Annotated in this window: 22 protein-coding genes; 10 read left to right on the forward strand and 12 right to left on the reverse strand. The window is 68.1% G+C overall.

What is annotated here, in order from left to right; translation table 11 throughout:
• Positions 1-3: 3 nt before the first annotated feature.
• The 4 genes from VMT65_RS32970 (at position 4) to VMT65_RS32985 (ending at position 4,432) form a co-directional block, all read left to right on the forward strand.
• On the forward strand, positions 4-591 hold the full coding sequence (locus VMT65_RS32970) for an Rv1733c family protein (protein ID WP_326312564.1): 588 nt from the start codon (positions 4-6) through the stop codon (positions 589-591).
• Between the two features lie 29 nt (positions 592-620).
• Positions 621-1,520, forward strand: coding sequence for a universal stress protein (locus VMT65_RS32975; protein ID WP_326312565.1), 900 nt, complete (start codon positions 621-623; stop codon positions 1,518-1,520).
• Between the two features lie 120 nt (positions 1,521-1,640).
• On the forward strand, positions 1,641-3,770 hold the full coding sequence (locus VMT65_RS32980) for a glycosyl hydrolase family 65 protein (RefSeq protein WP_326312566.1): 2,130 nt from the start codon (positions 1,641-1,643) through the stop codon (positions 3,768-3,770).
• Positions 3,767-4,432: a universal stress protein gene (locus VMT65_RS32985; protein WP_326312567.1), complete on the forward strand. Its 666-nt coding sequence runs from the start codon at positions 3,767-3,769 to the stop codon at positions 4,430-4,432. The genes VMT65_RS32980 and VMT65_RS32985 overlap by 4 nt, the downstream gene beginning before the upstream one ends.
• Before the next feature lie 92 nt (positions 4,433-4,524).
• Here VMT65_RS32985 and VMT65_RS32990 read toward each other — a convergent pair whose 3' ends face one another.
• Complete coding sequence (locus VMT65_RS32990) at positions 4,525-5,307, reverse strand: arsenate reductase/protein-tyrosine-phosphatase family protein (RefSeq protein WP_326312568.1); 783 nt, start codon at positions 5,305-5,307, stop codon at positions 4,525-4,527.
• Between the two features lie 73 nt (positions 5,308-5,380).
• On the opposite strand from VMT65_RS32990, the gene VMT65_RS32995 reads away from it, so the two are divergent.
• Complete coding sequence (locus VMT65_RS32995) at positions 5,381-6,658, forward strand: APC family permease (protein WP_326312569.1); 1,278 nt, start codon at positions 5,381-5,383, stop codon at positions 6,656-6,658.
• Positions 6,659-6,682: 24 nt separating this feature from the next.
• On the opposite strand, the gene VMT65_RS33000 is transcribed toward VMT65_RS32995, so the two are convergent.
• Positions 6,683-7,189, reverse strand: coding sequence for a hypothetical protein (locus VMT65_RS33000; RefSeq protein WP_326312570.1), 507 nt, complete (start codon positions 7,187-7,189; stop codon positions 6,683-6,685).
• Positions 7,190-7,473: 284 nt separating this feature from the next.
• On the opposite strand from VMT65_RS33000, the gene VMT65_RS33005 reads away from it, so the two are divergent.
• The 3 genes from VMT65_RS33005 to VMT65_RS33015 are packed head-to-tail and all read left to right on the forward strand — an operon-like array spanning position 7,474 to position 9,096.
• Complete coding sequence (locus VMT65_RS33005) at positions 7,474-7,743, forward strand: hypothetical protein (RefSeq protein ID WP_326312571.1); 270 nt, start codon at positions 7,474-7,476, stop codon at positions 7,741-7,743.
• On the forward strand, positions 7,730-8,260 hold the full coding sequence (locus VMT65_RS33010) for a DUF6879 family protein (protein ID WP_326312572.1): 531 nt from the start codon (positions 7,730-7,732) through the stop codon (positions 8,258-8,260). The genes VMT65_RS33005 and VMT65_RS33010 overlap by 14 nt, the downstream gene beginning before the upstream one ends.
• Positions 8,257-9,096: a helix-turn-helix domain-containing protein gene (locus tag VMT65_RS33015; protein ID WP_326312573.1), complete on the forward strand. Its 840-nt coding sequence runs from the start codon at positions 8,257-8,259 to the stop codon at positions 9,094-9,096. The genes VMT65_RS33010 and VMT65_RS33015 overlap by 4 nt, the downstream gene beginning before the upstream one ends.
• A gap of 300 nt (positions 9,097-9,396) precedes the next feature.
• On the opposite strand, the gene VMT65_RS33020 is transcribed toward VMT65_RS33015, so the two are convergent.
• The 4 genes from VMT65_RS33020 to VMT65_RS33035 all read right to left on the reverse strand — a co-directional run bounded on the left by VMT65_RS33020 (position 9,397) and on the right by VMT65_RS33035 (position 12,152).
• Positions 9,397-9,654: a hypothetical protein gene (locus tag VMT65_RS33020; protein ID WP_326312574.1), complete on the reverse strand. Its 258-nt coding sequence runs from the start codon at positions 9,652-9,654 to the stop codon at positions 9,397-9,399.
• Positions 9,655-9,928: 274 nt separating this feature from the next.
• Entirely contained in the window at positions 9,929-10,135 is a 207-nt protein-coding gene (locus VMT65_RS33025) for a hypothetical protein (RefSeq protein ID WP_326312575.1), read from the reverse strand.
• Positions 10,136-10,245: 110 nt separating this feature from the next.
• Positions 10,246-10,893: a response regulator transcription factor gene (locus VMT65_RS33030; protein WP_326312576.1), complete on the reverse strand. Its 648-nt coding sequence runs from the start codon at positions 10,891-10,893 to the stop codon at positions 10,246-10,248.
• Positions 10,890-12,152, reverse strand: coding sequence for a sensor histidine kinase (locus VMT65_RS33035; RefSeq protein ID WP_326312577.1), 1,263 nt, complete (start codon positions 12,150-12,152; stop codon positions 10,890-10,892). The genes VMT65_RS33030 and VMT65_RS33035 overlap by 4 nt, the downstream gene beginning before the upstream one ends.
• Before the next feature lie 184 nt (positions 12,153-12,336).
• On the opposite strand from VMT65_RS33035, the gene VMT65_RS33040 reads away from it, so the two are divergent.
• On the forward strand, positions 12,337-12,942 hold the full coding sequence (locus VMT65_RS33040) for a DUF2867 domain-containing protein (protein WP_326312578.1): 606 nt from the start codon (positions 12,337-12,339) through the stop codon (positions 12,940-12,942).
• 14 nt (positions 12,943-12,956) lie between these two features.
• Here VMT65_RS33040 and VMT65_RS33045 read toward each other — a convergent pair whose 3' ends face one another.
• Both VMT65_RS33045 and ppsA read right to left on the reverse strand, forming a co-directional pair.
• Positions 12,957-14,672: a sensor histidine kinase gene (locus VMT65_RS33045; protein WP_326312579.1), complete on the reverse strand. Its 1,716-nt coding sequence runs from the start codon at positions 14,670-14,672 to the stop codon at positions 12,957-12,959.
• Between the two features lie 126 nt (positions 14,673-14,798).
• Positions 14,799-17,099, reverse strand: a complete 2,301-nt coding sequence (ppsA, locus tag VMT65_RS33050; protein WP_326312580.1) for a phosphoenolpyruvate synthase — start codon at positions 17,097-17,099, stop codon at positions 14,799-14,801.
• A gap of 257 nt (positions 17,100-17,356) precedes the next feature.
• Between ppsA and VMT65_RS33055 the strand changes: the two genes are divergently transcribed.
• Positions 17,357-18,697, forward strand: coding sequence for a wax ester/triacylglycerol synthase family O-acyltransferase (locus VMT65_RS33055; protein WP_326312581.1), 1,341 nt, complete (start codon positions 17,357-17,359; stop codon positions 18,695-18,697).
• Between the two features lie 31 nt (positions 18,698-18,728).
• Here the strand turns inward: VMT65_RS33055 and VMT65_RS33060 are convergent, their stop codons facing one another.
• The 4 genes from VMT65_RS33060 to VMT65_RS33075 form a co-directional block, all read right to left on the reverse strand.
• A complete protein-coding gene (locus tag VMT65_RS33060) occupies positions 18,729-19,880 on the reverse strand; it encodes a site-2 protease family protein (RefSeq protein WP_326312582.1) in 1,152 nt (383 codons plus the stop codon).
• A complete protein-coding gene (locus VMT65_RS33065) occupies positions 19,877-20,041 on the reverse strand; it encodes a hypothetical protein (protein WP_326312583.1) in 165 nt (54 codons plus the stop codon). Before VMT65_RS33065 ends, VMT65_RS33060 begins: the two co-directional genes overlap by 4 nt.
• Before the next feature lie 59 nt (positions 20,042-20,100).
• Positions 20,101-20,658 (reverse strand): flavodoxin domain-containing protein, encoded by a 558-nt coding sequence (locus tag VMT65_RS33070; RefSeq protein ID WP_326312584.1) that lies wholly within the window; start codon positions 20,656-20,658, stop codon positions 20,101-20,103.
• Positions 20,659-20,734: 76 nt separating this feature from the next.
• Positions 20,735-21,613 carry a DUF302 domain-containing protein gene (locus VMT65_RS33075; RefSeq protein ID WP_326312585.1) on the reverse strand — a complete coding sequence of 293 codons (879 nt, stop codon included), beginning with the start codon at positions 21,611-21,613 and terminating at the stop codon, positions 20,735-20,737.
• Positions 21,614-22,115 lie beyond the last annotated feature (502 nt).

Consider the following 22,115-nt stretch of genomic DNA (forward strand, 5'->3'; position numbering starts at 1 on the left):
GACATGAGATCGAACCCCACTGTCCCGCTGCGCATATGGCGCCTGCGGCCGTGGAGCCTGAATCCGTTGATGCGTCCGTCGGATCGCTGGGAATCGGTGATCCGGTCCCTGATCGTGGTCGTACTCGTGTTGATGGTGCCGGTCGCGGGCGCGATCGGCACCACCACGTACACCCGGACGGCCGAACAGATCAAGGTCGACAACGCCGCGAAGGTGCGGGTGTCGGCGACCGCGCTCGCGGACGCCACCCGCGCCCCGTCGTCGAGCCCGTATCACGACGGCGGATATCAGGCGTCCGTGCGCTGGGTGCGCGCCGGTGCCGAGGCGACGGGAACGGTTGCGGTGGAACCGGATACGAAGTCCGGGGCCACGGTGCCGGTGTGGCTGGGCCCCGACGGCAAGCCGGCCGGCGCACCCGACAGCCCCGACGCCGCGGTCTTCAACGGCATCGGCATCGGGCTCATGGTGCTGCTGCTCAGCGGCACCGTCGCGGTCCTGCTGCTGTGGGGGATGGAACTCGTCTTGGGCGGGGTACGCAATCTGCGCTGGGAATCCGAATGGCGGCGCATCGCACGTCCCATCGGAACCTGAGTGCCACAAGGAATCACAAGGAGTGAGTCATGACCGACGAAACCATTGCCCAGCGCCCCCTGAACCCGCCGATCGTCGTGGCGGTCGACGGCTCGGCCATCTCCTATCAGGCCGCCGCCTGGGCGGCCGCGGACGCCACCCTGCACGGCTGCCCCCTGCGGATCATCACCTCGGTCGCCGTTCATGTCGGCTTCGGGCCGGTTCCGCTGCTGTCCGAGGCCGACATCGCCTATCTCGAGCGCGACGGCGAACGCATCGTGGAGGAGGCGAGCCGCATTGCCCGCATCGCGGCTTCCGGTGCGGCACTGGAGATTTCCACCGAGGTCACGATGGAACCGGCGATCCCGTACCTGATCGAGCTCTCTCGGCGGGCGCGGTCGGTCGTGGTGGGCAGTCGGGGGCTGGGCGCGCTGGGGCGCGGCCTGCTCGGTTCGGTGAGCACCGCGATCGCCCATCACGCGCACTGCCCCGTCGCCGTCGTCCACGGCACCTCCGCCACCGATCCGATCTCCGCCGAGAAGCCGGTCCTGGTCGGCGTGGACGGCACCCCCAATAGTGAGCCGGCCGTCGACATCGCCTTCCAGGAAGCCTCTTTGCGCAAGGTCGGCCTGACCGCCGTCCACGCCTGGACCGACACCAGCAGCTTCTACCTGCCCGCCCCGGGCTGGGACACCGTCCGTGAACAGGAACAGGAACTGTTCGCCGAACGCCTGGCCGGTCACGCCGAACGCTACCCCGACGTCGCCGTGAATCGAATCCTGGTGATGGACAGGCCCGTCCGCGCCCTGCTCGACGAATCCGACAATGCCCAACTCCTCGTCCTGGGCAGCCACGGTCGCGGCGGCTTCACCGGCATGCTGCTGGGCTCCACCAGCAACGCCCTGCTGCACAGCGCCGACTGCCCGACCCTGATCGTCCGCACCGAGTGAGCGCCGGGCTCGGACCATCCGGGCCCCGCATTTCGCTCCTGGACGTAGTGCGGTGCGCGGCGGACCATCGATGGTGAAGGACTGATCGACCCACCCGACGGAGGACGTGGTGGCCATGACATGTCAGTGGACATGACCGCACCGGATCCGGCCGCCGATGTGACCGCCACGCCCCGCGACGTCGGCGACCGCACGGACCGGCCCTGGACGATAACGGGAAACGCGGTGCGGCACAGCGTATCCGACGCGGCGGTGTACACCGTGGGTTCCGGTGGCGTCGCGAGCCGCGGTGTCGTGGAGGAATCCGCGTCCGCTCAGGAGCCGCAGGTGCTCGTCGCGGGTGTGTACACCGGCAGCGGTCCGGAGGAGGAGCTGATGGCGGGTCCCGCGTGGGCCCGGCTCGAGCTCGCCCCGGTGCCGCGCGCGGAGCAGTTCCTGGATCTGCGGTCGGGCGTGCTGTATCGCGCGGACGCGGCGGGAGAGTTCCGCAGCCTGCGTTTCGCCTGCGCGGCGCGGCCGGGCGTCATGGTGATGCGGGTGGAGGCACCGGGCGGTCGGCTCGCGGCGGAGCAACCGCTGCTGGTGCCGCCGGAGACGGGCGACACGACCGATATCGCGGGACCGACACGTCTGCCCGGCATCGAAACGCACGGTGTGCGAATCGAATCCGAGTCCGGGTCCGCTATCGCGGCGGCCGCCGCCCAGTCACGGATTCACGCCGACGGCATCGAGCGACTCGACCGGATCGCGGTGTTCGCGGCCGATGATGCGCGCCGCAACGGTGTGGCGCGGGTCCTGGACGAACTGCCGCGGGCCTGGGAGCGCGGGGTCGATCGGTTGTTGGTGGAGCAGCGCGCGGTGTGGGCCCGACGCTGGTCCACGGTCGGAGTCGACCTGCCCGACGATCCCGAGGCCGAACAGGCGGTGCGGTTCGCGCTGTTCCAGCTGTGGTCGAATGCCGGGGCGCACGGGGAGTCGGCGGTCGGTGCGCGTGGCATTTCCGGATCCGGGTATCGCGGCCACGTGTTCTGGGACGCGGACGCTTTCGTGCTGCCCGCCATGGTGAGCATCGATCCGGAGGCGGCCGAGGCGATGGTGGCCTACCGGCTGCGACGGCTGGATGCCGCGCGCGAGCGGGCGCGCGCCGAGGGCCGTCGCGGTGCGCGCTTCCCATGGGAGTCGGCCACCGATGGCACCGATGTCACCCCGCGCGCCGGATTCCTCGGCGGCGCACCGGTTCCCATCCTGACCGGGACGCTCGAAGAGCACATCACTGCCGACGTCGCCTGGGGCGCGGACCATTTCGCCGAATGGACCGGGCGCGCCGACTACCTGTCGACGACGGCGCGCGAGCTGCTGGTCGAGACCGCGAGGTACTGGGCGTCACGGCTGCGATTGGACGCGCACGGCCGGGCGCACCTGGACCGGGTCATCGGACCCGACGAATACCACGAAACGGTGGACGACAACGCCTTCACCAATGTGATGGCCCGCTGGAACCTGCGCCGCGCCGCCCGCCTGCACCCCGAAAATGCCGCCGAGGCAGCCGAATTCGCGGCCTGGCGGGAGCTGGCCGATCGCATCGTCGACCAGCTCGGCCCGGACGGTCGCTATGAACAGTTCACCGGCTACTTCGGTCTGGAACCGCTGCTGGCCGCGCAGGTCGCCCACGCCCCCGTGGCCGCCGACGTGCTGCTGGGCCAGCGCCGGGTCGCGGGCTCGCAGTTGATCAAACAGCCGGATGTGCTGATGCTGCATCATCTCCTGCCCGAGGACGTCGCGCCGGGCACGCTGCTGCCCAATCTCGACTTCTACGGCCCCCGCACCACGCACGGCTCCTCGCTGTCGCCCGCGGTGATGGCCGCCCTGCTGGCCCGGGCGGGCCGACCGGACGAGGCCCTCGAAGCCCTGTACCCGGCACTGCGGCTGGACCTCGACGATCGCTCCGGCTCGACCGCCTCGGGACTGCACCTGGCCACCCTGGGCGGGGTGTGGCAGGCGATGCTCGGCGGGTTCGCGGGCGCACGGGTTCGCGCGGGTGTGCTGAGCCTGCGGCCGGTGCTGCCACGCCGATGGTCGCGGCTGGGCTTGGCATTTCGCTGCCTCGGCCGCTGTGTGCGCCTGGAGGTCACACCCGAGGGCGTGGGCGTGCACACGGACGGACCGCTCCGGGTCGCGGTGGGGGATCGGCCCGCACGACTGGTCGCCAGTTCGCTCTGGTGGCCCGCGATCGAGGAAAACGCCTCATGAACACCATCGTGGTCCGGATGTCCGAGACGGCCTTCGCCGTCGCCGCCGCACTGGCGAAAGTGACCGACGCGGAGGTGGTTTCCGTTCCGGCGGACATCTCCGCCGAGGAATTCGCCCGTGCCCTCGCCGATCCCGACGTGCTGCTCGGCGTCATGACCCGCGCGCACGGCCCGTGGATGATCGCCCAGCGCTCGGCGGTGCCGCTCGTGGTGGTGCCGCCCGAAACCTCCGGTGACTATGCCCTGGAGCGCGTGCTGGTCCCCTTGGACGGCACCGAGGAAGCCGCACAGGCGATTTCGGAGACGGTCCGCCTGTTCTGCAGCGCCGGTATCGAAATCACCGTCCTGCACGTCTTCGACCAGAACACAGCCCCCGCCCACTGGGACCAGGCCGCCCACGCCCGCCCCGCCTGGGAACGCGAATTCCACGCCCGCATCTGCGCGCCGTACCTCCCCGCCTCCTGCCGCACCGTGACCCTGCGCAGCGGTGCCCCAGGCGACCACATCCTCGACCTCTCCACCGACCACTCCGACCTGATCGTTCTCGGCTGGTCCCAACACCTCTCGCAGGGCCGCGCCCGCACTGTCCGCCACACCTTGTCCGCCGCCACCGTCCCGGTCCTGCTCCTCCCGGCCCAGGCCGGGGTGAACGCCGGCCAGTGATGAGTACCGAAAATACCTCGCCCCGAGGGCATTTCATGATCCTGCTCATCCGAAGCAGGGGCGACCATGAGGCGTATTGATCATGTCGACAATCAGGTGGATGCACTCCTTGTCGTGGAGTCGAGGGTGGTGAGAGTCGGCAGCAGATAGCGGATGCGGGTGTCGATTTCGGCGGCGGTGGCCCGGAAGAGCGGGTAGGTGTCCTCGTCGCTGCCATTCGAGGCCGCTGGGTCCGGGATGCTCCAGTGGATCCACCGGGAATCGTCACCGAAGTCGGGGCAGACCTCACGGGCCTTGTCGCACAACGTGATCACTGCGTCGAAGCGAAGGTCGGCGAGGCTGTCCAGGAGACGGGGGCGTTGGGCGGAGCGGTCGATGCCGTACTCCTCCCGCAGCACCCGCACCGTGTTGGCATGCAGGGACGGTTTCGGGCGGGTCCCGGCGCTGAACACCTCCACGCTACCGGCGGCACGGTGCCGCAGCAGAGCCTCCGCGATCGCGGAGCGGGCACTGTTGCCGGTGCAGACGAACAGCACCACTGGCGGCTCCGACGGTGTCGATTCCGTTCGCGGGGAATCCATTCGGAGTGCCGGGTGCAGCGATGCGCCTGCGCTGGTCAGCATTTCGGCGGCGCGCTCGAGATTCAGGTGATAGTAGCTGTCGCGGCCGTCGTGGCTGCTGCGGGAGGCGGTGACGAGGCCGCTGTCCCGCAGGAGACGCAGATGATAGGAGACCAGGTTCTGCGGCTCGCCCACGCGGGCGACCAGTTCGCGTACGCGTTGGTCACCCTCGGACAGTTCCGCCAGCAGCCGCCACCGCAGGGGATGCGCGGCTAGATGAACAAAAGGTGGAACCTCTTGACGGGCCAAAGCCATGGTTCGAGGATAGCATCAGATGCATCAACTGGATTTGATGTTTTTTTCGACCCTATTCCGCGACAGGAGCATGGTGGCCAGGGAACCGCTGACGGACGCACCGGGCGAGCTGCGTCGAAGCCTGGGGCTCGCCGATGCCGTCACGATCGGACTCGGCTCGATGATCGGGGCCGGAGTCTTCGCGGCGCTGGCTCCGGCGGCCCGGGCCGCCGGATCGGGGTTGCTGCTCGGGCTGGCGGTGGCCGCGGTTGTCGCGTACTGCAACGCGACCTCCTCGGCGCGGCTGGCCGCCCGATACCCGGCCTCGGGCGGCACGTATGTGTATGGACGCGAACGGCTCGGCGAATTCTGGGGCTATCTGGCCGGATGGTGTTTCGTAGTGGGCAAGACCGCGTCCTGCGCGGCCATGGCATTGACCGTGGGCACGTACGCCTGGCCGCAGCACGCGCACGCCGTCGCCGCCGCGGCGGTGGTCGCGTTGACGGCGGTCAACTATCGCGGCGTCCAGAAGTCGGCGCTGGCGACCCGGGTGATCGTGTCGATCGTGCTGGCGGTACTGGCTGCGGTGGTGGTCGCGGCATTGACCTCCGACACCGCCGAAATCGCACGGCTGCAGTTCGATTCCGGACTTACCGCGACCGGAGTACTGCAAGCGGCAGGCCTGTTGTTCTTCGCTTTCGCCGGATACGCGCGCATCGCGACGCTCGGTGAGGAGGTCCGCGACCCGGCCCGCACGATTCCGCGGGCGATTCCCTTGGCGCTGGGCATCACCCTGGGCGTGTACGCGCTCGTGGTGGTCGCGGCGCTGAGTGTGCTTGGCCCACAAGGATTGTCGCAGGCGGCCGCACCACTGTCGGACGTGGTGCACGCGGCCGGTGTCGGATGGCTGGAGCCGGTGGTCCGAGCCGGGGCCGTCGTCGCCGCGCTCGGCTCACTGCTGGCCTTGATCCTCGGCGTCTCGCGCACCACGCTGGCCATGGCCCGCGACCGACACCTGCCTCACGCCCTGGCGGCCATCCATCCGCGCTTCGCGGTGCCGCACCGCGCCGAGCTCGCCGTCGGTCTCATCGTCGCGGTAGCCGCCGCGACCACCGACCTGCGTGCCGCAATCGGCTTCTCCTCCTTCGGAGTCCTGCTCTACTACGCCATCGCCAATGCCGCCGCCTGGACACTGACCCCATCCGAGGGACGACCGATCCGCCTCATCCCGATCCTCGGCCTACTCGGCTGCCTCACCCTCGCCTCCACCTTGCCGATCCCATCGATGCTGTCCGGCGCAGCGGTCGTCGCCGTCGGCGCAGCGATCTACGCCGCCCGCCGCCAACTCACCACCAGCACAGCACAACGCTGACAAGAACCGAGCTCTCGGCGTGGTCTAAGCTCCGCCCGCTTGAGCGGGTGGTACGTCCCGGATCGGCGGCATGGACCTCCGCGCGTAGGTCTGCTCAGGGCTGACGGTGATCACGTCGAGCTGCTGCACCAGTGTCCCGGGTATCTCTCCGCGTTCGAAATGGGCCGGGCTGGGGACGATCACGGCCTCGGCGTCCAGTCGGGTCGCTCTAGCTTTCAAGCGCGCCAACGGGGGCCGCTCGGTGGCGGGGTCGTAGACGATCATTCCGGAGAAGTCGTAGCCGAGCCTGGTAGCGAGCTTGCGGATCTGCGATTCATCCCAAAGTTGGCCTATCCCAGATACATCCGTTCGGACATAGCCGAGTGCCGTTGGCTTGTACCGCATTACCACCCCTCTGTCTTCGTGGCCGTGGAGTGCGAAGAAGTCGTAGAACTGGAGGTAGAACCCCTCGTCGTCCTCGGGCTCATCGCTGGTGCCCTGGAGTTCGAACATGCCACCGGGGAACTGGTAGAGCCGTGTGCGCCGGTTCATTTCGATTCCTGTCCGCCGTTGGTGCGGCGACTCAGAACCGGGAGCGTTCGACCGCCCCTGAGCGCCTTGATCAGACCGTAGGAAATCGAGGTAGGGGAGAGCCAGGAACTTGCTTGAGCTTGCGAGTTGAGCCTTGTTCTGGCCCGAAGCTGTCGCAAGTGGAGGACCATGGTGGTCGTGGACAGGTAGCCCACGCACAATTGCCAACAAGACTAGGACTGATCATGTTGGAATCGCTACGTTTCCTTGGTCGCAACGGGTCACCTTCCGGTGGATGCCCTGCCATGTACGAGGCCGGTCCCGATGCGTTCCTGATCGTCGGCTGGCTGACCGACTCCGCGGGTACCGTCGAAATTCCACATGGGCTACTCGGTTTTGCCGAGCACGACACGTATATCGGTGTGCCGCTGGCTGATACGGGGCGGGGAACGTTCACCTTGAGCGGGCAGCCTGTCACCGATGACGGGACCATCGCCGAGCTGAAGCTCGAGGAGAACGAGACCGCGATCGTGGTGCCCCGTTGCAGGAGGACGTATTTCGGTGCGGCTGCTTGATATCGATGGCGTGAATGGATTGATTCGCGGTTGCAAGACCGAGGCGTTCCACCTCGAAGTGCTCGACGACTACGAGTCGCCCGGTGGAGACCAGCCGTATCGCAACTGGCTGGCCGGTGGCCCCGAGGACGATTTCGCCTGGTTTCAGGGCTGGCTGAATCTGATACGAGACGTGACCGCCGATGGCGCAACGGTGCGTCGGGCGCGGGTCGTCACGGTGCCGCTGACGGACTATCAGCGATGGATGTTGGAGATCACTCAGAACAACGTGGATGCCGGAGAGGAAGTGCGGTACCTACCGAGGCACCTAGCCGACCCTGAACGGGTCACCACGGATGACTGGTGGCTGATCGACGATACGACCGTGTCCTACACGGTCTTCGACCCGGCCGGAAACTGGGTCGGGGGTGCGGTTACCACCGATCCTCGGATCGTGGCCTATTGCCGGGAGGTGCGAGATTACGTGTGGGAGTTGGCAACTCCGTACGGTGAGTTCCAGAAGCCTGGTACGGAGTGACCCGTAGCGGCGCTGCACACGAGCAACGGGAAGCTCTCGGGATACGTCTCCGGGAGCTTCGCCGTGACGCCGGGATGACCGGCCGTAAGCTTGCCGAGCTGGCGGGCTGGCACGAATCGAAGACCAGCAAGATCGAGTACGGGAAGCAGACTCCCTCGGAGGCGGATCTTCGGACCTGGTGCAGGCTCACGGGGAGCCTGGATCAGCTCCCGGACCTGATCGCCTCGCTCCGGAACATCCAGGCCGCCTACATGGAGTTCCGCAGAGTCCTGGGCACCGGCACACGCCGTCGTCAACGGATGCTCTCCCACATCGAGGGCGAAACCAAGATCATGCGATGGTTCGAGCCCGCGATCATTCCGGGCCTCCTACAGACGCCCGGCTACATCGAATGGATTCTGGGCAGGGTAATCCGCTTCTACGACATCCCAAATGACCTCGAGGAGGGAGTGACCGCACGGATCGAACGCCAACAGGTGCTATATCGCGGAACTCGCCGCTTCTCATTCGTGATCGCCGAACAAGCGCTCTACACGACAGCCGGCGACGATTCGGTAATGGTCGAGCAGCTCGATCGGCTGCTAACCGCGATGGCGCTGCCCCGCGTGCAGTTGGGCATCCTGCCCCGAACCGCCGTATGGGAGACGATGACGAACAGCTTCGTCCTCTACGACAACAGGCTGGCGATCGTAGAGACCGTGACAGCCGAGTTGACGATCACCCAACCTCGCGAGATCGCCCTGTACGGCAAGCTGTTCGACACCCTGGTCGGCCAAGCCGTCTATGGCGAGCCCGCCCGCGGCCTGATTACCTCGGCGCTGGCGATGCGCCGATAAGCGGTGTTCCAAGTTGTGAAGGACCCACTCGACCACAGGCGCACCCGCATAGATCGGTTGCGTAAACGGGTGGGCGCGATTGATGCCGGCCGGCAAGCTCGCCGACAGGTTAATAATCTTGAACATTCCCGAGCTGGTAGTCATGATCGATCAGATCTGCCGACGATCTCGAATTCAGTTGCGGCACTGGGAGATACTGCGACGAATCAAGCATAGAGATCAACTTGAGGCATCTGCGCAGATCAGAAAACCAAACCGGGAGGGCTGTTCGGGGCAACGAACTGTCGAGTCCGTCCGGGATCAGCCGGCTTTGGTCGCGGATGCTCGCGGCGTCGCGGCGTTGGGTGCCGCGGTGGTCGTCGTCGGGGCGGTTGTCGTCGTCGGAGCGCTGGTCGTGGTCTTCGCGACAGTCGAGGTGGAGACGGGCAGGTCGATGACCTTCGGCAGCTGCCCACCGCCGAGCATCGGAACCGAGGTCGTCGAAACCGGCGGAGCCAGCGGACTTCCGTGCTGCACACCGCAACCCGCGACCGCGGCGGCCGCCACCGCAATCGTCACCGATGTGATCAGATGTCGGGACACATCCCACCTCTCCGCGTACTAGTACCGCCCAGTCACCGAACGCACCGATTCTGACGCGCCACCCCCACCGCCACATCCCGAATCGGCCGAGTGGCACACCAGTGAGGGGTTTGTCCGGTTTCAGGCGGCTGGGTCGGAGAGGCCCTCGGCCTGGAGGATGCGGTGCGCCTTGGCGGCGGCGACCGGGGTGCCGGTGTCGAAGGGGCTGCCGGGCATGGATTCCAGGCCGCGGTAGTGAGCGCACGGTCGGTCAGGACCGCAGCTCGTGCACGCCCCACCACACCAATCCCGCAGCGGTGGTCACGTATTCGAGGAATGCCAGACCGACCAGGGCCGAGCCGTAGTCCGAGGCCCAGGAGGGTAGGAGGGGGAGTGCGGAGGGGATCGCGATCACCATCACCGTTCCGATCAGGGCGGCGAGTGCGCCGACCGATGCGGTGGAGGTTCGAGATGTCATGGGGTACAGCCTGGTCGACCGGTGAGGTGGGGGTGAGAGGCCATATTCCCGATCGTTCCGGGACCTAGGGCCGTACGGGGCCCGAGTCGGTCGTCGGAGTCCGGGGACCGCTACCGGCCCGGGGCGATGAATCCGGATTCGTAGGCGAGGATGACGGCTTGGGTTCGGTCTCGGGCGCGCAGCTTCATGAGCACGTTGCCGACGTGAGTTTTGACGGTTTCGACGCCGAGGAACAGGGATGCGCCGATTTCGGCATTGGTTTGGCCGCGGGCCATGGCGCGCAGGACCTCGGCCTCGCGTTCGGTCAGCTTCACGTGTGCCAGAGCGGAATTCGCGGGCTCGGCGCGGGCGGCGACGAGGGCGCGGATGGCGTCGGGGAAGAGCAGGGAATCGCCTGCCGCGACGGTGCGGACCGCCTGCACGATTTCGGCGGGTCGTGCTCGCTTCAGTAGAAAGCCGGCGGCACCGACTCGCAGTGCGTCGTACACATAGGAGTCGTTCTCGAAGGTTGTGATGACGATGACCTTCGGCGGCTGCGGCAGGGCGGTCAACAGTTCTCTGGTGGCGGCGATGCCGTCCATGTCCGGCATCCGCACATCCATCAAGACGATATCGGGACCCAGGGCGCGCACGCGGTCGGCGACCTCGGTTCCGTCCTGCGCCTCGCCGACGACCTCGAGGTCGGGCTCGGCGTCGAGGATCGCGCGCAGCCCGATGCGGACCAATGGATCGTCGTCGACGACAAGGACGGCGATCATGGCACTGCCTCCGGCCACGGGAGTGTCGCGCGCACCGACCAGCGATCGCTCGAGGCGCCCGCGCGCAGTTCGCCGCCGAGCATGAGGACGCGTTCGCGCATACCGATCAATCCCCGCCCGCTCGCTCCGCGGCCGCGCCCGGCGATCACGCCGTTGGTCACCTCGAGTCGCACGGTGGATGGCGTCGCCCGCACGACGAGGTCGATCGGTCCGCCGTCGCCGTGTCGGACCGCATTGGTCAGAGCCTCCTGGAGCACCCGGAACGCCTCGCGAGAGACCAAGGGCGGCACCGCGTTCAGATCCCCGGTCACTGTGCTGAGCACCTGTGCCCCGGCATAGCCCGCCGTCAGCCGGTCGAGGCCGGCCAGCGTCGAGCCGGACAGTTCCTCATCGACGCCGCGGCGCAGCATGCCCAGCGCCTGGTCGAGTTCGCCGAGAGCGCTGCGGCCGGTCTCCTCGATCAGATGCAGTGCCCGGCGCGCGAATTCCGGATCGTCGTCCAGTACCCGTCCGGCCGCACCCGCCTGCATTGTCATGGCGGTCAGGGCATGGCCGATCGAATCGTGCAGTTCCCGCGCGAGCCGATTGCCCGCGGCCAGTTTGCGCTCCTGCCGCCGCAGCGCGGCAACTTGATCGGCCTGTGTCGGTCCGAGCAGTAGCGGAGCCGCCCTGGCCAGCAGTGCCCCCGCACCCGCGAGCAAATACACCGCGGCACACAGCAACACCGCACCCGCACAGCCCATCAGAATCGCCGCCGGGGTGCTGTGCGCCGCGGGCGCGAACCGCCGGGTCAAGGTCAGGGTCACCGTGTGCGACCGCGCGAACGGCACGAGCAGCATGGTGACCCCCAATGGAATCGCCATGATGACCAGGCTCGACACACAGCCGCCCACCACCAGCGTCAGGAAATAGAAGACCGAGCCGCGCGTCCGCGCCTCCCACGTCTGACGTGACGCCGGGTCCGGATCCGGCAGCTTCACACCCAAAAGCGCTCGTACGGTGACGATTTCGAGTGCGCGCACGCCGGGCAGCAACGTCACGGCCCCGCCCCCGACGACGGCGACGACGGCCAGCGCGAGGATCAGCGCAGTGCCTCCCGCGGTCGCGTCGCGACGCAATCCGATCACGAAAATGACCGCCAGCACTGCGTACGGAATACACACGACTCCGCCGAAGAACACGTACACGCCACGGGCATACGTCGAGGATCGCGCCAGCGGACCCACCGCCCGGCGCAACATCCGCACACCCACGCGCATACGCCGATCATCCCAGAGCGACGGTCACCGCCGATTCCCCCGTGCGAGGGAGGTGAATTCACTCGGTGGCGGGAAGCGCCGCCGAGACCGGTCCGGCGACAGTCGAATCCATGAAAACCAACACCCTCGACAATCCCGGAGCGGTCATGTCGGCCGGACGGCACGCGACCACCGGAGGTGCGCGATGAGAATTCCCACCGATACCCATACCGCCCGGCCATGGCGAATCCATGAGTTCACCCGCGACTTTCGGGTCGAGGACGTGTGGTCGTTCCGCACGCCGGGTGCCGGGCCGGACGACTTCCCGCTGATGCTCGCCGCGCTTCGCGCGTACGCGGGGCCTGCCAAAGACTCTCTCGCGGTGCGGTTTCTGTTCGCGGCCAGGTGGAAGCTCGGCGCCGTGTTCGGATGGGACAAACCCGACAACGGTTTCGACGGGCGAGTTCGTTCTCTGCGCGAAAGCCTGCCGCCCGATATCCCCGCATCCCAGGACAACTACGTCGTCCCCGGCACACCGATGACCGAGTTGTATGTACTCGACAACGAATCTGCCATGGAGCTGGCGAACAAGACCGTCCACACGATCATGCACCTGGGCTGGGTACCGGGTGAGGACGGCGACTACGAGCTGCGGATGGCGGCCCTGGTCAAACCCAATGGAACATTCGGGCGGCTGTACATGGCCGCCATCAAACCGTTCCGCTACCTGATCGTCTACCCGGCGTTGACACGGCAGTGGGAACGGGCTTGGCACGACCGCGACCGACTTGCCGGAGGGCGCGAATCATGACCACGGCCTCAGATTCAGCGCAGCGGGGCCGACCAGCGGAGGCGGGTGCCCGTGTCGTCGGGGTTTCCCAGGATGGCGAATTCGCCGCCGACCTCTTCGGCGCGGCGGGTGAGGTTGGTCAGGCCGCTGGGGGTGATGTCGTCGGGGATGCCGCGGCCGTCGTCGGTGACGACGATGGTGAGGTCGTCGGCGACGTCGATGGCCACGGTGAGGGTTTGGGCTCCCGAGTGGCGGACGGCGTTGCTGACGGCCTCGCGGACGACCGCCTCGGCGTGGTCGGCGAGGATGGGGGCGACGACCGAGAGCGGGCCCGAAATCCGAAGGGAGGTACGGATTTCGGTGTCGGCGGTCTGTTGGGCGATGGCCTGTTCCAGGCGCTGGCGCAGGCGGGTGCTCTGGCCGTTGCCGCCGTGCAGGTCGAAGATCGAGGTGCGGATCTCCTGGACCACGTCCTGCAGATCGTTGACGACATCCGCTAAGCGCTGGCGAATTTCGGGAGTTCGCGCACGGGCGATGGTGCCCTGCAGGCTCAGACCCGCCGCGAACAGGCGCTGAATCACGTGATCGTGCAGATCGCGGGCGATGCGATCGCGGTCGGTGAGCACATCGAGCTCACGCATGCGCTGCTGCGCCTCGGCCAACTGGATGGCGAGTGCGGCCTGATCGGTGAAAGCCGCTGCCAGTTCCAGGATTTCGTCGGAGAACGACAGGGCCGCCAAGGGCCGCACCATGACCAGCACACCGAAGGTCGAACCCTGCGCGTGCAGCGGCAGAAGCAGTGTCGGGCCGGGGCTGTCGAGGGGTTTGCCGAGATCGATGTCGGCGGGATCGTCGAACCGCAATGGGACGCCCTCGGCGAACACCCGCCCGATGGCGGTGCCCTTGGTACGGACCGTAAGGCTGCTCGGCCCGCTCTCGGGACCCGACCACCGGGCGATCCGCAGCTCGATCGTCTCCTCGGGCGGGCTCTCCGGATCGTCGGTGATGGCCAGGAACGCGCGCTCGGCATCGGTCAGCGCCCGCACGTGGTCGACCACGTGGCCCAGCACCTCGTCGGCGTCCGTGCCCGCCAGGAATTCGGTCGAGATATCGCGGGTTGCCTCGATCCACGCCTGCCGCGTGCGCGCCGATTCGTACAGCCGCGCATTGTCGATGGCGATACCGGCCGCGGCGGCCAGCGCCTGCACGATCACCTCGTCGTCCTCGTTGAACGGCAGACCGTTCTTCTTCTCGGTGAGGTACAGGTTGCCGAAGATCTCGGTGCGAATCCGCACGGGCACACCGAGGAAGGAGTGCATGGGCGGGTGATTGCTCGGAAAACCGACCGACGCCGGATGATCGGCGATGTTGTCGAGCCGGATCGGCTCGGGCTGCACGAACAGGACGCCCAGTACACCGCGCCCGGCGGGCAGATCACCGATCAGGGCGGCGGTCTCGTTGTCGATGCCCTCGTGAATGAACTGGGTCAGATGCGCGTCCACACCTCGGACGCCGAGCGCGCCGTAGCGAGCGTCCACCAGGCTGATCGCCGTGCGGACAATGGTGCGCAGCGTTTGGTCCAGGTCGAGCCCGGCGGTCACCGACAACATGGCGTCGACCAGACCGTCCATCCGGTCGCGCGCGTCGATGATCTGATCGACTCGATCCTTGACCTCGGTCAACAATTCCCGCAGCCGGAGCTGTGAAAGCGTGCTCCGAACCGAGTAGGAATTGCCGGGAACCTCGGTCATGTGAAGGGTGTCCTGTACTTCGGAGGGGCGGTACGCACGGATGTGACGTACCGGCTCCTCACAGTGTATTGGGGACGAGGAGTCAACCTCGTATCCTGCACATGGCGGGTTGGATGCACCTTGCCGTTACCGCGCGCCGTTCATGGTGTGGGCGTGTTCCAGCAGAATTCGGCGTTCGGCGGCGGCCACGGCGCGGCGGGTCGCGGCGACGGCGTCGGGGGTCACCGACACCGAGGTGATCCCCATGCGGATCAGGTGTTCGGCGAATTCGGGCCGGGTGGAGGGTGCCTGCCCGCACAGCGAGGACGTGATGCCATTGGCGCGCGCCGTCGCAACGATCTGCTCGATGGCTTCGAGGACGGCGGCATCGGATTCGTCGAAGAGCTCGGCGCATTCCTCTGAATCCCGGTCCACGCCGAGCATCAGCTGCGTCAGGTCATTGCTGCCGATGGAAACCCCGTCGATGCCCAGCCCGATGTATTCGGGCAGCCGGTAGATCACCGATGGCACCTCCGCCATTATCCACCGGTGCAGGCCGCGCTGGCGGCCCAGCGGGCTCGCGTCGACCAGCTCCAGACAGGCCTCCAACTCCCAGCGGGTGCGCACGAAGGGAATCATCAAGTGCAGGTTGGGGGTTCGCTCACGCACCCGGGCCAGCGCCGCCAGCTCGAGCCGGAACATCTCCGGTTCGCGGACGTAGCGGTAGCAGCCGCGGAAGCCAATCATCGGGTTGTGTTCGGCGGGCTCGTAGACGCTTCCGCCTTCCAGCGCACGGAATTCGTTGCTGCGCATATCGGTAGCCCGGTAGATGACCGGTCGTGGCGCGAAGGCGACGGCGATGCGACCCAGCGCCTCCGACATGTGTTCGACGAATCGCTCGCCCTCGCCGCGCGCGATGAGATCGCGGGGGTGGCGGCCGCCCAAGGCCTCGGTGAGCAGGGTTTCGGCCCGCAGCAGCCCGACCCCGTCGACATCCTGACTCGCGACGCGTTCGGCGATCTCGGGCAGCGCGAGATTGACATACACACGCGTGCCGGTGGTTTCGGCCGCCGCCACCGGCGGTGCCGCGGGTCGCGTGGTGACGGCCTGCGGTCGTCCGTCGCGTCCGGCGCGCACCACTCCGGTCGAGCCATCCACGGTGACCTCGGTGCCGGTGGCCAGATCGGTTGTCCCCGTGCGAGTTCCGACCACGCACGGCACTCCTAGCTCACGGGCCACAATGGCGGCGTGGCAGGTCATCCCGCCGCTGTCGGTGACCACGGCGGCGGCCCGGGACAGGGTGGGCAGCCAGTCCGGATTGGTCATCGGCGCGACCAGCACCTCACCGTCGCGCAGCCGCGATCCGTCGGCCGGTGACCGCAGCACCCGCACCGCGCCGAACGCGGTGCCGGGTGCGGCGGCGAGGCCGCGGACAAGCAGGTGACCCGGTTCGGCCACGGCCATGGGGGTGGCCGAACCGGCGTAATCGGGAAGCATGGTGATCGGGCGGGCCTGCACCAGCCATACCGTCTGGTCGTCGTAGGCCCACTCGACATCCTGGGGTCGTCCGTGATGCTGCTGCACCGCCAGCGCCAGCCGCGCGACCTCGACCGCCTCGTCCTCGGTCAGCACCGGTTTGCGGCTCTCGTCGGGATCCAGATCGACCCGGCGGTCACCGTCGTCTCCGGCGACAATGGCGAAACTCTGCTTCCCCTGCCGGGTTTCGAGCAGCGTCGGACCCGAGGCGTCCAGCAGGTAGGTGTCGGGTTCGGTGGCACCGGACACCACGACCTCACCCTGACCCCGGGCGGCGTCGATGACCACGCGGTCGCGGCGGCCGGTGGCAGGATCGGCGGTGAACGCGACGCCCGCACATCGCGCGGCGACCATGCGCTGCACGATGACCGCCATGACGGGACGGTCGTGCATGCCGCGCCGGGCGCGATAGGTGAGCACGCGGGGCGTGAACAGCGAGGCCCAGCAGTCCACGACCGCGGTCATGAGTTCCTCGTCGCCGCGAATATTGGTGCGGGTCACGTTCATTCCAGCGAAGGACGCGGTCGCGCCGTCCTCGCCCACGGCCGACGAACGCACCGCGACCGGCGGCGCATCCCCGAGACCGTGGTAGCCGCCGACGATGGCGTCGCGGATGGCCGCGCCGACGGGCGTGGCGTGCACGAGTTCGCGCATGCGGCGGCACAACTCCTCGAGCTCCTGGCCCGGGGCGGACTCGGCCGCGACGTCGAGCGCCTGGGAGTGCAACCGGTCGAGTTCGTCGCCGTGCGGTCCGGCGCAGACCGCCTCCTCGTAGCAGGACTTGAGTGCCACGAAGCCGGGTGGCACGGGCATCTGCGTCACCACGAGTTCGCCCAGGTTCGCGCCCTTGCCTCCGGCGCGGTCGGCGTCCGCCAGCCGCAGCTCCTTCAGGTCGGCCACATAGTCGCCCATTACCGCTCCGATCGTTCGCGTGCTGAGGTCAGCCGTGCGCGGGTGTTGATTTCAGCGTCGGCGTTGGCGGTCGGTGACGGCAGGGGAGAAGGTCCCGGCCTGGGCGGGCGTTGGGCCCATGCGGGCTGGATGGTGGATACCGCCCGGAATCCTATGACGACCGTCACATCGGTCGATTGCCTTCGCATCTCGTACCGGGAGCCGACCCGGCAACACGCTGAGAGGATCAGCCTTACTTCCGAATTCAGGTAACCGTCATGACCGGACTACGCCCCCTCGACGCGGGCTTTGTCGAACTCGAGGATTCCGATCGCCACATCAGCCTCGGTATCGGTGCCGTCGCAATACTTTCCGGACCGCCGCCCACCCGCGCGGAATTCAGCGCCCTGCTCGCCGAGCGGGTGTCGGGCAATGCCCGGCTGCGAGAACGGATCCACCGGGCCCCACTCGACCTGGCGACGCCGGTCTGGGAAGAGGACCCGGGATTCGATCTGGCACACCACATCCGCTGGGTGGCCCTGCCCGAACCAGCCGACGACGAGGCCCTGTTCGAGCTGATCGCCACGGAGGTGGCCGCACGGCTGGACCGCGACCACCCGCTGTGGCAATGCGTGGTGGTGGAACGGCTGACGCAGGGGCGGTGGGCGCTGCTGTTGAAGGCGCATCACAGTGTCGTGGACGGGATTTCGGGGGTCAATCTGCTGGCGGAGCTGTGCGATCCGGACGGCGCGGGGAACACCGCGGAGGCCGCCGATCCCGAGGCGACGAATGGCGCACGCGGCTGGATGGACTGGACGCGTGCCGCCGTGCGGCTGCCTTTCGACATGCCACGCGTCGCCCTGCGCACCGTGCGCGGCCTCGCTCCGGTCGCCGAGGCGCTGGTCAGCGCGACAGCCCAATCCTCGCTCATCGGTGCGATCGGGCAGCAGCGGCGCTATACGGTCACCCGGGCCTCGCTCGCCGAAATCAAGGAGATAGGAAGCGTTTTCGGCACGACGGTCAACGATGTGGTGCTGACCGCCATCGCCGGTGCCTACCGGGCGCTGCTGCTCCAACGCGGCGAGCAACCCACCCACGACACCTTGCGGATGCTGGTGCCGGTCTCCATGCGAGCGCCCGACGCGATGCACGTGCTCGACAACAGGGTCACCGCGATGCTGTCGTATCTGCCTGTGCACCTGGCGGATCCGGTCGAGCGCCTGGCCGTCGTCCACGAGCGAATCAACCAGCACAAGGGGCGCGGGGAGACCACCGCGGAGGGCCGACTGCTCGCCCTCGCCGGTTGGATCCCGTTCGCGACCGTGGCCTGGACCCTGCGCCTGGTGGCCCGCCTGCCCCAGACCAGCGTCACCGCCCTGGCGACCAATGTGCCCGGGCCCCGAAAGCCGTTGTCCCTGGCCGGTTGTCCCGTCCTGGAACTCCTGCCGGTCCTGCCGATCGCCATGCGCCTGCGCAGCGGCATCGCCATCCTGAGCTACGCCGACCACCTCACCTTCGGCATCACCGGCGACTACGACACCATGCCGGACCTCGGTGTGATCGCCGCGGGGATCGACACCGAGATCCGAGACCTGTTGTCGGCGGCTCGAAATCGATGAAAGCGCCCGCCGCCGAGGACGCTCGGCCGGGCTACCGAAGCGCCCTGGCGGACGGGGCGACCGGCAGCCCGAGGGCCGAGCGATCGGCGGCGAGTACCAGATCGGTGGTGGTGAGCAGGCCGATCAAATGCCCGGCGATATCGACCACCACGATGGCATCGAGGTTGGGGCGCAGCATGACTCGGCACATCACGTCGGACAGCAGCTCGTCGGGGCGGGCGATGGCGGCGGGTGTGAGCTTGCGCGCGAGGGTGGCGAGTTCGACGGTGGGCCGCTGGGATTCGGGTATCGCCGCGAGATCCGACCAGGCCAGCACCCCGAACGGGCGGCCAGCCGCGTCCACGACCGGGAACACCCGATGCGAGGTGTGCGGTGCCGGTGAGGCGAGCAGGTCGGGCAAGGTCCATTGGGTCGATATGGCGATCGGATTGGGGGTCATGGCCGCGCGAACCCTGGTGTCGCCCAGCCGATGCCGCAATCCTGCTCCCACCAGCTCGCTCTGCGCGGCGGTGCGCAGGAACCAGCCCAACAGCACCAGCCACAGGCCGCCGAGCTGACCGAACGCCAAGACCTCGGCGACGCCCAGCAGAACCAGTATGGTTCCGATCATCTGCCCGCTGCGGGCCGCGGTGGTCGCGGCGCGCAACCGGTCGCCGCTGTGCCGCCACAGAATGGCACGCAGCACCCGCCCCCCGTCCAGGGGAGCGCCGGGCAGCAGATTGAACACCGCCAGCACCGCGTTCACCGAAGCCAGCCACACCAGCATGGCGGTGACCACACCCGCGTGGGTGATCAGGTTCGACAGCGCGGCCGCGGCCAGCGCTACCAGCGCGATGGCCAGACTGGTGGCGGGCCCGGCGGCGGCGACGGCCAGGTCGGTGCGCGGGTCCGCGGGTTCCTCTTCGATCTCCGAGACTCCGCCGAGCAGCCAGAGCACGATCCCGCGCACGCGGATTCCCTTGCGGCGTGCGAGAATCGAGTGCGCCAGCTCGTGCGCGAGCAGAGACGCGGTCAGCAGCAGCGCACCGGCGACCGCGGTGACCCACAGGCCCGCGCCGTGTCCGGACCCGGACAGGTATACCCCGAGTATCCAGGTGAACAGCCCGATCGTGACCAGCGCCGACCAGTGCGCGCCGATGCGGACGCCCGCGATCCGGCCGAGTGGGAGGGTTGCCTCGATCATTTCGAATCCTTGGTGTTCGGGAGGAGCAGCAGCAGGAGAATCGGTGCGGCGGTGAACATGACGGCGGCCTGCAGCGCGATGGCGGGTGCTCCGACCATGGCCAGCACGGCAACGGCGACGGGCAGGGCGAGGATGAACAGTGGTGCGTGTCGGATGGTCATGGGCTTACCCCCTGGTGGAAAGGGTTGGCGGACTTCGCGATTCAGGGACGCGCGCGGGATCAGGGATGGGTCGGAATCGCCTGCGGTTCGGGTAGTCGCAGCGAGTCCGCGATCGAATCCGACCAGGCGGTAATCGCGTGCCAGTCGCGCACGTCGCCGTAGCGGGTGCCGCCCATCAGGCGGAACAGGGCCCGGGCCGGTAGCGAGACCCCGGCACGTTCGTAATGCCCTGCGAAGGCCCGGTATTCATGTGTTCCGAGGGAGTCCCGCACGGCGGCGATCTTCTTGGGCACCACTCGGCCGAGGCGGCGGCCGATCGGACCTTTCAGCGCAGGCCCGAGGCCGACACTGAACAGCCAGACGGTACGCGCGTTCAGTTCGTCGCGGTGCGAGCGGACATACTCCTCGATCTCGGGCAGCAACGCCATATTGTGCACGGCGCTGCCGATCACGACGGTGTCGAAACGGGAGAGGTCGGGGGCGTGTTCGGCGTCGGCGACCTCGACGGTCGCGCCGCGCGCGGTGAGGTTCGCGGCCAGGAATTCGGCGATCTCGCGGGTCGATCCCTGCGCGCTGGCGTAGACGACCGAGACCCTGGGTGAAGTGTGCTGTGTCATGCCATCGAGCCTGCTCGCGGCCGTGGAATCCGTTGAGAGGCCAGATGCCTCGGTGCGAAGGCCGATGGTCACGAGATCAACCCGCGGCGGCCGCCGGGCTGTGCAGCGAGTCCAGCGCCGCGACCAGCAGGCGACGGGCCTCGGCCGCGACGGGCAGCAGCTCTGGCTCGGCGAGCACCCGCACCTGGACCTCGGGGTCCGCGGCCTCGACCAGGACCCCGGTCTCATCGCTTCTGAGTACGACCGGGCACGGCAGCATCAGCCCGGCCTGCCGGTCTGCCGCCAGCGCCTGGGCCGCCAGGCGCGGATTGCACACCTCCAGGATGAGGTAGTCCTCGATGTGCTCGCCCACCTTCTCGCGCAGGATGGCCTGCATGTCGAGTTCGCTCAGCACCCCGAATCCCTGTCGGCGCAAGGCTTCCCGGGTCTGCTCGGCGACGGTCGCGAACTCGCCGTCGAGGTGGGTGGCGATCGCGGGAGCCGGAGCGACCGGGATACGAACCTCTGTGATCAATTGCCTCGGGTCGCTGACTTCGTCGGGGCCGATGAGATACGCCTCGGTCGGCGGCCCGATCGGCCGGTAGCCACCGGCGTGCACCCAATCGCGCAGCGCCCGGTAGGCGGCGTCGAGTTCGCCGTAGCTGCCCCGGTGGCAGGTGCGCGCCACCAGCGTCGGAGCCTGCACCACGAGGTCCGCGCCCGAGCGCGGGCCCAGGGTCGGCGCGGCCTCGATGGGCAACCCGAAGTCCACGGTGATCGCGTCGTCGGAGGGCAACTCCCGGTGGAAGGTGATGGTCGGCGCGCCAGAGGCGGTGAGCCCGGCCTGCTCGGCGACCTGCGCGACCCGGACCATGCCGGCGACAATGCCCTCGCTCAGTTTGTCGGGGCGAATCTCGAGCGGAATCCGCAGCACCGTCTGCGGCGCCGTCTCGCACAAACCCACTCGGTACTTCATCACATGTCTCCTTCGGTCCGATATCTCCCCAGCGTCGGCTCGGCGCGCGGTGTGCCACAGAGGAGAAAGTCCTGCCCGAGCGGGCAAAACCGCAGTAGCACAAGGGGACCGGAGGAGGGGTCGCGGGACGGCGACCGAGGACCGCCGAAGGACCATCGCAGGCCGCCGAAGGGCCATCGAGAGAATGACCTTCGATTCTGTGGCGGGTTCCAGTGCGGGCGGACGATCGGTACATGGAACGAGCGAAGCGAACGGGCGTCAATGGCGTCGCCCGGGAGAGTGAGACCACCCCGATGTCGTGGTGGTCGATCTTTCGTTTCGCATTGAATTGGGCGAACGTCCGGAAGAAAGCGCTGTTGAGGACCTTCGGCCCTGTTGAGCGCGGCGAGTTCGGTGCTGACATGGAGGTCGTTACCGAACCATCCGATGTCGTCGAGAAGGGGGCGCCACACCGTGCGTTCGTTCGAACCGTCGCGCCGGGGCCGCCCCGGATTCTCCGCGC

It is taken from the genome of Nocardia sp. CDC153 (assembly GCF_035818515.1).
Classification (GTDB): Bacteria; Actinomycetota; Actinomycetes; order Mycobacteriales; family Mycobacteriaceae; genus Nocardia.

Bases quoted from the DNA above. Each gene is read 5' to 3' on its own strand.
- VMT65_RS33060 (WP_326312582.1), bottom strand. From the start codon at position 19,880: ATGATCGAGGCAACCCTCCCACTCGGCCGGATCGCGGGCGTCCGCATC.
- VMT65_RS33025 (WP_326312575.1), bottom strand. From the start codon at position 10,135: ATGACATCTCGAACCTCCACCGCATCGGTCGGCGCACTCGCCGCCCTG.
- ppsA (WP_326312580.1), bottom strand. From the start codon at position 17,099: ATGGGCGACTATGTGGCCGACCTGAAGGAGCTGCGGCTGGCGGACGCC.
- VMT65_RS32980 (WP_326312566.1), top strand. From the start codon at position 1,641: ATGTCAGTGGACATGACCGCACCGGATCCGGCCGCCGATGTGACCGCC.
- VMT65_RS33030 (WP_326312576.1), bottom strand. From the start codon at position 10,893: ATGATCGCCGTCCTTGTCGTCGACGACGATCCATTGGTCCGCATCGGG.
- VMT65_RS32985 (WP_326312567.1), top strand. From the start codon at position 3,767: ATGAACACCATCGTGGTCCGGATGTCCGAGACGGCCTTCGCCGTCGCC.
- VMT65_RS33065 (WP_326312583.1), bottom strand. From the start codon at position 20,041: ATGACCATCCGACACGCACCACTGTTCATCCTCGCCCTGCCCGTCGCC.
- VMT65_RS33005 (WP_326312571.1), top strand. From the start codon at position 7,474: ATGTACGAGGCCGGTCCCGATGCGTTCCTGATCGTCGGCTGGCTGACC.
- VMT65_RS33035 (WP_326312577.1), bottom strand. From the start codon at position 12,152: ATGCGCGTGGGTGTGCGGATGTTGCGCCGGGCGGTGGGTCCGCTGGCG.
- VMT65_RS32970 (WP_326312564.1), top strand. From the start codon at position 4: ATGAGATCGAACCCCACTGTCCCGCTGCGCATATGGCGCCTGCGGCCG.
- VMT65_RS33045 (WP_326312579.1), bottom strand. From the start codon at position 14,672: ATGACCGAGGTTCCCGGCAATTCCTACTCGGTTCGGAGCACGCTTTCA.
- VMT65_RS32975 (WP_326312565.1), top strand. From the start codon at position 621: ATGACCGACGAAACCATTGCCCAGCGCCCCCTGAACCCGCCGATCGTC.
- VMT65_RS33075 (WP_326312585.1), bottom strand. From the start codon at position 21,613: ATGAAGTACCGAGTGGGTTTGTGCGAGACGGCGCCGCAGACGGTGCTG.
- VMT65_RS33000 (WP_326312570.1), bottom strand. From the start codon at position 7,189: ATGAACCGGCGCACACGGCTCTACCAGTTCCCCGGTGGCATGTTCGAA.
- VMT65_RS33070 (WP_326312584.1), bottom strand. From the start codon at position 20,658: ATGACACAGCACACTTCACCCAGGGTCTCGGTCGTCTACGCCAGCGCG.
- VMT65_RS33055 (WP_326312581.1), top strand. From the start codon at position 17,357: ATGACCGGACTACGCCCCCTCGACGCGGGCTTTGTCGAACTCGAGGAT.
- VMT65_RS32990 (WP_326312568.1), bottom strand. From the start codon at position 5,307: ATGGCTTTGGCCCGTCAAGAGGTTCCACCTTTTGTTCATCTAGCCGCG.
- VMT65_RS33040 (WP_326312578.1), top strand. From the start codon at position 12,337: ATGAGAATTCCCACCGATACCCATACCGCCCGGCCATGGCGAATCCAT.